This window comes from Phaeodactylibacter luteus (assembly GCF_007993045.1).
In the GTDB taxonomy this organism is placed as follows: Bacteria; Bacteroidota; Bacteroidia; order Chitinophagales; family Saprospiraceae; genus Phaeodactylibacter; species Phaeodactylibacter luteus.
Map to the genome: position 1 here is coordinate 22,685 of NZ_VOOR01000055.1, position 9,027 is coordinate 31,711.

A 9,027-nucleotide genomic window follows, 5' to 3' on the forward strand; every position below is an offset into this window, starting at 1 on the left:
CTACCGGATTTTTAGGGTGATGATCGTCAGCACTGCCAGCAGGATGCCAATGATCCAGAAGCGGGCAACAATTTTAACCTCCGGCATCCCTTTTTTCTGATAGTGATGGTGCAAAGGCGACATGAGGAACACCCGCCGCCCTTCACCATATTTCCTTTTTGTGTACTTAAAATAGGTGACCTGTATGATGACCGAAAGGTTTTCGACCAGGAAGATGCCGCACAGCAGCGGTATCAATAGCTCTTTGCGGAGCAGGATGGCCATCGCTGCGATGATGCCGCCGAGGGTAAGGCTCCCCGTATCGCCCATAAATATCTGAGCAGGGTAAGCGTTGTACCAAAGGAACCCCAAGCAAGCCCCCATGAAAGCGGCAGAGAAGATGACCAGCTCGCCTGTGCCCGGCAAGTGCAGGATATTGAGATAATTCGCTGCGATCGCGTTGCCAGATACATAGGCAAAGATGCCCAGTGTTGCCCCGATAATCCCAGAGACGCCCGTTGCCAGGCCATCTACCCCATCGGTGAGGTTGGCCGCGTTGGAAACCGCAGTGACAATGAAGATGACCAAGGGCACGAACAACAGCCAAACCCATTTGGAAGCCTTGGGGCTTTCCAAAGGGAGCAGCCAAGAGTAGTCCAGCTGATTCCCCTTCATGAAAGGCACATTGGTCAAATTGGCTTTATAATCCCCTTTGAGCGTAGCTTGTGGCAGGCCAATGCCTGCGGGCGCTTGTATGGTATCGCCCACCATCTCGGTATATCCCAGCTGCTGCGCATCTTTTACCTCAAGCCGGACGACCACATCTTCATGCAAAATCATGGTCATTGCGATCAGCAGCCCCAGCCCGACCTGCCCCAGCACCTTGAAGGTGCCCCGCAGGCCTTGCTTGTTCTTCCGGAAAACCTTGATGTAATCATCGATAAAGCCGATCGTAGCCATCCAAATGGTACTAACGATGAGCAGCACGATGTATACATTTTGCAAGTCGGCAAGCAGCAGGCAAGGGATCAAGATCGCCATAATGATGATGACACCTCCCATTGTGGGCGTCCCTTCTTTCTGCTTTTGCCCGGCCAGGCCCAGGTCCCGTACCGTCTCCCCCACCTGCAGGTAGCGCAAGTAGTTGATGATACGCCCTCCGAAGACCATAGAAATGATGAGGGAGAGGATGGCAGCCATCCCTGCCCGGAATGTAATGTACTGCAGCAATCCAGCCCCTTTGAAATCTCCGTAAATGGACTCCAGCCACTCTACCAGTTGTATGAGCATAACGTAATAGGGTTATCGCGTTTAGGGCAATGGTATAGCAAAGGCGCTACGCCCTGCAAGCCCACTGGCCCAAAATAAGGAATACCGCTGCGATAGCCGTACTCCACCTTCTATTTATGGCTGCTGCTCAAGGGCTTCCGCCAAAACAGCTTTATCGTCAAATGGCAACCGCTCCTGTCCAATTTCCTGGTACTTCTCGTGCCCTTTGCCGGCTACAAGGATGACATCCCCGGGCTGGGCCAAGGCTACGGCTGTCCGTATGGCTTCCTTCCTATTGACAATGCTCAAAACCATGTGAGCGGCAAGGCCAGGCACACCGGCCTGCATCTCCTTCAGGATCTGCTCGGGGTCTTCCGTGCGCGGGTTATCTGAAGTCAGTACAACCTGTTGGCTAAGGCGGCAGGCTACTTCTGCCATAACTGGCCGTTTGGCCTTATCGCGGTCGCCCCCGCAGCCGACGACCGTGATGACCCGGCTGCCAGGCTCTAAGAAACCGGCTATCGTCTGCAGCACCTTTTCCAGTGCATCTGGAGTGTGCGCATAGTCTACGATACCGATTTTGGAAGCACCGGGGGGCGAAACATAGTCAAAGCGGCCTTCTGCTGCTTTCAACTGACTGGCAGCGGTCAGCGCCTCTACAGGGTCTTGCCCAAGCAGGCAGGCTACGCCATAAACGGCAAGCAGGTTGTAGGCATTGAACTCGCCCATAAGGCGGCTGTACACCTCCTGCCCATCGATCATCAAGTGCAGCCCAGCCATATTGTTGCCCAACAGCCGGGCGCGGAAATCGGCCATTTCGCGCAAGCTGAAAGTATACCGGCCCGCTTTCGTGTTCTGTAGCATGACTCCCCCCCTCTTGTCATCAAGATTGACGAGGGCGAAAGCCGTTGCAGGCAATATGTCAAAGAACATTTTTTTGGCTTCTATATAAGCCTTGAACGTTTTATGATAATCGAGGTGGTCATGGGTGATATTCGTGAATACCCCCCCCGCAAAATGCAGCCCGGCTATGCGCCGCTGATGTGCCGCATGGGAGCTGACCTCCATGAATGCAAAATCGCACCCGGTGTCCACCATCTCCCTAAGCAGGCCATGAATAGACAAAGCATCGGGCGTGGTGTGGGTAGCAGCAAGCTCTGCTGCCCCGATTTTATTGCGCACGGTAGACAACAGGCCAGCTTTGTACCCCAAGGCCGAAAACAAGTCGTACAACAAGGTAACCGTTGTAGTTTTCCCGTTGGTCCCGGTCACGCCCACCAGCTTAAGCTGCCGGGAAGGGTGCCCATGCCAAACGTCGGCCATAAGCCCAAGGGCTTCGGAAGCATTGGCTACCCTGATGTAAGCTATGCCCGGCTGAACCGCCTCCGGAATAGCCTCACAGACTACTGCTGTGCTGCCGGCTTCAACTGCCTGAGCAATGTAGCGGTGCCCGTCTGTCTGAGTGCCTCGCACAGCGACGAATACGCTGCGCGGACCGGCTTTCCTCGAATCAAATTCAATCTTTTCAATTTCCATCTCCTGCGGCCCTTTAGCCTCCAGGATATTCAGTGGTCTTAGGAGTTCTGCTAACGCTGTAGCCATGCTACCTCACTGTTTTAAGCAGGCCCAGCCTGCGTTGTTGGTTTTCTCAAAAACGGCTGAACCTATCGCAGGTACAGCTTTATCTGCTGGCCGCGGATGCTTGTCCCCGGCTTTATCGACTGTCGGGCAACCTTGCCTACGCCTTCTACGGAGACTTTGAGCCCTCGGTTTTCCAGTACAGAAAGTGCATCCCTAAGCCCTAGCCCGACCACGCTTGGCACCACATCTTCAGGCAAGGTGCGTGGCTCGATCATCAGGCTGTCCCCTTTCGGGCGAAGGACACTGACATCCGTCTCCGGCTCTCCGTAAGGGCGGATCTCCAGCTGTTCCATCAAGGAACGGAAATCGGCCGGGTCGCCCAGGCTAAAACCTGGCAGGGAGCCTTCGTCGAGCGCCAGCTCAGCGCCCATGTTGAGCACAGGGTGCAGTTGGGGCTTTGCACGGTAGATATTATCCGCTATCTCGCGGAAAACCGGCCCGGCAACATCTCCACCGTAGAACCCGCCCCGGCGGGGTTTATTGATGACGACGATACAGGAATACTTAGGCGATTCGGCAGGGAAGTAGCCTACAAAAGAAGCTTGGTGCCCGCCAATGCTATTGCCCCTTGGCCCTTTTTTATAGTTGACCTGGGCAGTGCCCGTTTTCCCGGCAAACCGGTATTCAGCAGCCTGCAGCTTGTGGGCAGTGCCCTGTTCGTTTTCTACGACCGCCAAAAGAAGCTCCTGCAGCTGCCTGACCGCCTCCTTGGAAGCGATCCTGCGGTTGAGGACAGTCGGGTAAAACTGCTCTTCCACCTGCCCGTTGCGCTCCACTGCAGAGACCATGTACGGCTTCATCATTTTACCATTGTTGGCCACTGCATTATAGAAAGTAAGCAGCTGCAATGGGGTCAGTTCGAGCTCGTAACCGATCGACATCCAAGGCAGGGTGGTACCGCTCCAATAATCTTCTTCACTGTACGCTTCCTTGATGTAAGGATTGGCCTCCCCTTCAATTTCTATGCCTACCGGCTGATGCAGGTTGAACTGTTTCAGCCGCCGGATAAAACGGGCAGCGCCTTCGTTTCCATTCCTTCTGTTCTTCTCGCCGTAAAACTGCTCTACGGCTTTGGCGATGCCCACATTAGAAGAAATCTCAAATGCTTCCCGCAGGGAAACGCTATCGAGGCGGTAGCTGTAGGGGGATGCATCCTCCATGACCTCTTCGTAGAACTCTGCCCGGCCTTCAAAAACGCGGATGGAGTCGTCGAGGGCAAGATAGCCATCTTCCAGCATAGCGAGCACGGAGGCAGCTTTAAAGGTAGAGCCTGGCTCTGTAGCCGTACCTACTGCATGATTGTAGGTTTCCCACCAGCCTTGCTTGGTACGCCCCAGGTTGGCAATGGCCCGCACAGCGCCTGTTTCTACCTCCATAACCAAGGCAGTACCCCACTCTGCATCGTGTACATTCACAGCCCGGCTCAGCGCCTGCTCGGTGATGTCCTGAATATCCAGGTCGATGGTTGTTTTAATATCGTTCCCGCTTTCCGGCTCGATCACCGTCAGGTCGTCAACAGGCATCCAAAGGTCTTTGGAGGGGTCTACACAGATCATCAGCTGCTGCCCCGGCTGCCCGCCGAGGGCCTCATCATAAGCCCCTTCCAGGCCGACGGGCTTAGCGCCCTCCCGCACATAGCCGATGGTACGCTGGGCCAGTATGCCGAAAGGCCGTTTCCGCTCACTGCGCTTTTCTGCAATAAATCCCCCTCGGTTGCGCCCCATACGGAACAGGGGGAAAGATTCAATGAACTTTTTCTCCGCGTAGGAGACCTTCTGCCTGAGGGGGACATAACGGTTGTTGCCCTCCCGCAGGCTGACCAGGTATTCCCGTGCGCCGCCTACCGTATAGTCCTCCAGGACATAATAGGCCAAGCAGTGCGCGAGGGTATCCAAGTTGGCTTCAAAAACCTCATCCGGTGCAGCTTTCGCATCGAAGTAGAGGTCGAAATAAGGGATAGAAGTTGCCAGGAGGTTGCCATCAGCAGCGAGGATATTGCCCCGGTCCGCTTCCACAGTCCGGTAATCCAGGTAGCGCTTCTCCCCTTCCGCGCGCCAGCGGCTGCCCTCGAAGACGGTTATCTCTACGGTACGGTACACCAAAGCTAGGGAAGCCGGCACCACGATGCCGAACAAAAGGAAGTAAACCCGGTAAAGGACTTCGTTTTTAATGTCCATTGGCTAACTGATGTGATTCCCGTTTGACTTTAATGCGCTTAAGGCCGCCAGACTGTGGGCGGAGACCGTTGTCCCTGACCCGTTTGGCGACTTCCGAGCGCTTGGCGTTGTACATGTTCTCTGATTCCAGAGACATATAGTACCAGCGCATTTCTTTGAGCTCCTTTTGCAACGTCTGTATCTCCCGTACGTTGCGTTCAGCCAGGTGGGCATTAGCGATGTAGACGATCGTGAGAAAGCCTAGAAAGCCCACAAATACGATATTGTCGAGTATGAGCTTGGTGCTCAAGAACCCGGCATCGAAAAATGAGCTGATGTTGTTTCGCTTGGCCATGCCAGCTGTGTTTATCGTTTTTCCCCTATGCGCAGCTTTGCGCTGCGGGCGCGGGAGTTTTCTCTAATTTCCTTTTCGGTGGGCAAAACTGCTTTCCGGGTGATGAGCTTGAAAGGCCGGCTGATGTTGCCGTAAAAATCTTTCTCCTGCTCACCGGATACATTTCCGGTTTTCAAAAAATGCTTTACCGCACGGTCTTCCAGCGAATGATAAGAAAGCACGACAAGCCGGCCGCCCGGTTTGAGCACTTCCGCGCACTGCTGCAAAAAGTCTTCCAAAGCGCCCATCTCATCATTGACTGCAATCCGCAAAGCCTGGAAAACCTGTGCCAGGTACCGGGCGCGGTTTCCGCGGATGAGGGGCTCTGCCACGGCCAGCAGATCGCCTACCGTATCGATCCTCCGCCCGGACGCCTGCTCATCCACCAGCCGGGCTGCAAGTGTGCGGGCATTGCGGACTTCGCCATATCGGCCCAGGATATCCTGTAGCTCTTCAGCGGACAGCCGGCGCAGCAGGCCGGCTGCGGTCTCTTCCTGCTGTTGGTTCATGCGCATATCCAGAGGCGCATCGAAGCGGAAGGAAAAACCGCGCTCAGGCACATCCAGCTGATGAGAGGAAACCCCAAGGTCAGCCAGGATGCCATCTACTTCCTTGTGCCCATGCAGCTTCAGGAACCTTTTCAGGAACCGGAAATTGTGCTGTACGAACGTGAAGCGGCTATCGTCCGGCACATTGGCCTGTGCGTCTTCGTCCTGATCAAACCCTAGCAGCTGCCCTTTCGGGCTTAGGTGATCAAGGATGAGCCTGCTGTGCCCACCGCCCCCAAAGGTGACGTCCACATAAACACCATCTGCATTCACGACCAGGCCATCAACGCAGGGCTGAGCCAAAACAGGCAGGTGGTAGGTCATAACTCCGGGGTTTTGCCGTTGGCGCGGCCCAGGACATCCTCTGCGAGGTCGGAGAAATCCTCCGGTTCTTCCTCTAGCAGGCTCTCGTACTGGTCTGCAGCCCAAATCTCTATCCGGTCATTGTAGGCCGATAGAATAATCTCTTTATCGACACCTGCATATTCGAGCAGGCGTTTGGAAACCAAGATCCGGTCTGCGCTGTCCATGGCGACTTTCTGCGCGCCCCGGTAAAAATAGCGGACGAAATCCCGGTTCTTTTTATTGTACAGGTTCAGCTGGTTGATCTCGTTGGTGATGCGCTCCCAGACAGGCTCCGGGTAGAGCATCAGGCATTTTTCGAACCCCCGGTTGATGACGAAAGTCGGTGCTTCCTCCTGCCCAAGCTGGGCAATAAGCCCGCTCGGCATGCGCATGCGCCCTTTGGCGTCTATTTTGCACTCGTATTCGCCTAGCAGCTGTTGGAAGTTCACTTTTATACCTATTCATTTATTCAAAAGTATTACTTTATTACACATTTTACCACTTTTTACCACCAATTATCCCCAAAAAGTTCCTAACAACCCCACCTAAGTGCCTATTTGCCAATATTATCATCAAAAAAATGCCACACATAAGGTTTAAAGACTCTATATGTCATCAAAAAAATGAACACTTTTTATCGCCTAGCCCAAATTTTCCCACCCCGGCTCCCACTTTGCCACACCAATCTCCTCCAAGCTTGCAAAAAGGGGCAGATCATTACCACATCATCGTACTGGGCAGAGCAAAGACAGGAAAAGCCTTGTTGAAAGGAGCATGGAATAAAAAAGGAGCAGACAGCATTTGGCATTCGCCAAACCGAGTGGCCGGAGGGGATATTGGCGGCTCAGCTCTCGGGCACAAACCAAGATAAGGCAGGCGCTAGCATGGCATTGGCCTAGCGCTGCGAAGGGGGTGTAAGCCCGATAGGGCCGAGCGGACAGCGAGCCCCGAAGCATAGCGGCACCTGCCCTCAGGCAGGGGCAGGCCCCATCACCTTCCCATTGGGCAATGGCAGCACTTAGGCGGAAATAAATTAGAGGGGGGTGCAGGATTGGCGCAAACTAAACACCGGCTTTCCTGCTTGTTGCAGCCGGGGCTGCGGTACGGGCTGCGCTTTGGGCAAAGGCGGTTATTTCAGACGTATGCCACTGTCAGAAAGGGCGATAAGGCCTTGTTTGTACAGCCCGCCGATGGCTTTTTTGAAGGTCTTTTTGCTCATGTGCAACTGCTGACGGATAAGCTCGGGGTCGCTTTTATCATGCAGTGGCAGGAAGCCATCTGCTTTGCGGAGCGCCTCAAGGATTTGCTCAGCATTGGGCTCCACCTTAGCATACCCCTCCGGCTGTAGGGACAGGTCTATTTTCCTATCTTCCCGCACCTTCTTCACATAGCCTTTGAGGCGGTCGCCAGCGTGGATAGGGCGGAAGATATCGCTTTCAAAAATGAGCCCTTCGTGTTTGCCATTGATGATGGCTTTCACGCCAAGGTCGGAGGGGCCGGTAATGAACAGCTCGACCTCTTCGCCCTCTGCAACAGTGACGGCTTCGGTATCCAGATGGCGGCGCAGCCTCGCTGAGGCCACCATCCTGTCGGTTTCTGGGTCTACATATACGTAAACGGGGTAGTATTTGCCAGTTTCCAAGCGCTTGTCCTGCTCTGAAAAGGGCACAAGGAGGTCTTTGTCCAGTCCCATATCAAGCCATGCCCCCAGCCCAGAGACTTCTTTGACCTGCAGCAGGGCAAACTGATCACGCTCCACAAAGGGCCGCTGAGTGGTCGCGATCGGCCAGTCTTCAGAGTCTGTATAAACGAACACTTCTACCTCCTGCCCTTCCTCCAAGCCTTCCGGGACAAACTTGCGGGGGAGCAGGACATCGTCCCCCTCAGCGTTCTCCAGGAACATGCCATGCTGTGTAGCGCGCGCAGCGCGCAGCGTCTGTGTGGTGCCAATTTCAATCATTCAGCGAAGGTAAGGAACAACTCCTTAATATACGGGCACAGGCAGCAGGATTTATGGGCCGGGCAACGTAAGCAGGATACCCTCCTACGCTTCCCCCCACCGGTAGCTGTGCAGCTCAAGCCCAGCTAAGTCGAGCACACGGTCCGTTACGGTAGCGGCCATCTCCTCCAGCGTCTGAGGGCGGCTGTAGAAGGAAGGGCTCGCCGGGCAGATGATGCCGCCGGCTTCTGTGACCGTTTTCATATTGTTGATGTGGACCAGGCTGTAGGGCGTATCCCTTGGCACCAGTATGAGGCGGCGGCGCTCCTTCAGGGCAACATCGGCAGCACGAGTGATCAGGTCTGTGGAAACCCCGGTGGCGACCCGCCCTAGCAGCCCCATGGAGCAGGGGCAGATGACCACCGTGCCGTAACGGGCTGAGCCGGATGCAAAAGGCGCCATGAAGTCCTTTTTGTCGTAAAAAGTGAAAGGATAGTTTTCATAGCTTTTGTCGCCCAGCTCGTATTCCCAGTTGAATTTGGCGTTATCGCTCATCACAATGCCTACGGCCTCCAGCTGATCCTGTAGCTGGGCCAGGCGGTCCAATAGTACCTTGGCGTAAATGCTCCCGCTTGAGCCACCGATGCCGATTGCAATTTTGTGCTTCATAATCATAGGTTAGTTGAGGAGTAAAGGATCGGAGGGTGTGGATTGTTTTGGTAATAAATGGTGTTTTGGTGGGCGGGGCGGGGGCTT

8 protein-coding genes are annotated in these 9,027 nt (G+C 54.7%); all 8 read right to left on the bottom strand.

What is annotated here, in order from left to right; translation table 11 throughout:
* Positions 1-1,269: a phospho-N-acetylmuramoyl-pentapeptide-transferase gene (mraY, locus tag FRY97_RS18710; protein WP_147169098.1), complete on the bottom strand. Its 1,269-nt coding sequence runs from the start codon at positions 1,267-1,269 to the stop codon at positions 1-3.
* Positions 1,270-1,383: 114 nt separating this feature from the next.
* The gene (locus FRY97_RS18715; protein WP_147169099.1) at positions 1,384-2,850 is read right to left on the bottom strand and encodes a UDP-N-acetylmuramoyl-L-alanyl-D-glutamate--2,6-diaminopimelate ligase; all 1,467 of its coding nucleotides are present in this window, start codon (positions 2,848-2,850) and stop codon (positions 1,384-1,386) included.
* 62 nt (positions 2,851-2,912) lie between these two features.
* Complete coding sequence (locus FRY97_RS18720) at positions 2,913-5,066, bottom strand: penicillin-binding protein (RefSeq protein ID WP_147169100.1); 2,154 nt, start codon at positions 5,064-5,066, stop codon at positions 2,913-2,915.
* Positions 5,056-5,400 carry an FtsL-like putative cell division protein gene (locus FRY97_RS18725; RefSeq protein WP_211356915.1) on the bottom strand — a complete coding sequence of 115 codons (345 nt, stop codon included), beginning with the start codon at positions 5,398-5,400 and terminating at the stop codon, positions 5,056-5,058. Before FRY97_RS18725 ends, FRY97_RS18720 begins: the two co-directional genes overlap by 11 nt.
* Positions 5,401-5,411: 11 nt before the next feature.
* Entirely contained in the window at positions 5,412-6,311 is a 900-nt protein-coding gene (rsmH, locus tag FRY97_RS18730; RefSeq protein ID WP_147169101.1) for a 16S rRNA (cytosine(1402)-N(4))-methyltransferase RsmH, read from the bottom strand.
* Positions 6,308-6,781, bottom strand: a complete 474-nt coding sequence (gene mraZ, locus FRY97_RS18735; RefSeq protein WP_147169102.1) for a division/cell wall cluster transcriptional repressor MraZ — start codon at positions 6,779-6,781, stop codon at positions 6,308-6,310. The genes rsmH and mraZ overlap by 4 nt, the downstream gene beginning before the upstream one ends.
* Positions 6,782-7,461: 680 nt before the next feature.
* Complete coding sequence (locus tag FRY97_RS18740; protein WP_147169103.1) at positions 7,462-8,292, bottom strand: CvfB family protein; 831 nt, start codon at positions 8,290-8,292, stop codon at positions 7,462-7,464.
* Positions 8,293-8,376: 84 nt separating this feature from the next.
* Positions 8,377-8,940 carry a UbiX family flavin prenyltransferase gene (locus FRY97_RS18745; RefSeq protein ID WP_246141836.1) on the bottom strand — a complete coding sequence of 188 codons (564 nt, stop codon included), beginning with the start codon at positions 8,938-8,940 and terminating at the stop codon, positions 8,377-8,379.
* Positions 8,941-9,027 lie beyond the last annotated feature (87 nt).

Excerpts from the sequence above, each read along its gene's own strand:
- FRY97_RS18725 (WP_211356915.1), bottom strand. The coding sequence starts at position 5,400 with ATGGCCAAGCGAAACAACATCAGCTCATTTTTCGATGCCGGGTTCTTG.
- FRY97_RS18720 (WP_147169100.1), bottom strand. The coding sequence starts at position 5,066 with ATGGACATTAAAAACGAAGTCCTTTACCGGGTTTACTTCCTTTTGTTC.
- FRY97_RS18745 (WP_246141836.1), bottom strand. The coding sequence starts at position 8,940 with ATGAAGCACAAAATTGCAATCGGCATCGGTGGCTCAAGCGGGAGCATT.
- FRY97_RS18740 (WP_147169103.1), bottom strand. The coding sequence starts at position 8,292 with ATGATTGAAATTGGCACCACACAGACGCTGCGCGCTGCGCGCGCTACA.
- mraY (WP_147169098.1), bottom strand. The coding sequence starts at position 1,269 with ATGCTCATACAACTGGTAGAGTGGCTGGAGTCCATTTACGGAGATTTC.
- FRY97_RS18715 (WP_147169099.1), bottom strand. The coding sequence starts at position 2,850 with ATGGCTACAGCGTTAGCAGAACTCCTAAGACCACTGAATATCCTGGAG.
- rsmH (WP_147169101.1), bottom strand. The coding sequence starts at position 6,311 with ATGACCTACCACCTGCCTGTTTTGGCTCAGCCCTGCGTTGATGGCCTG.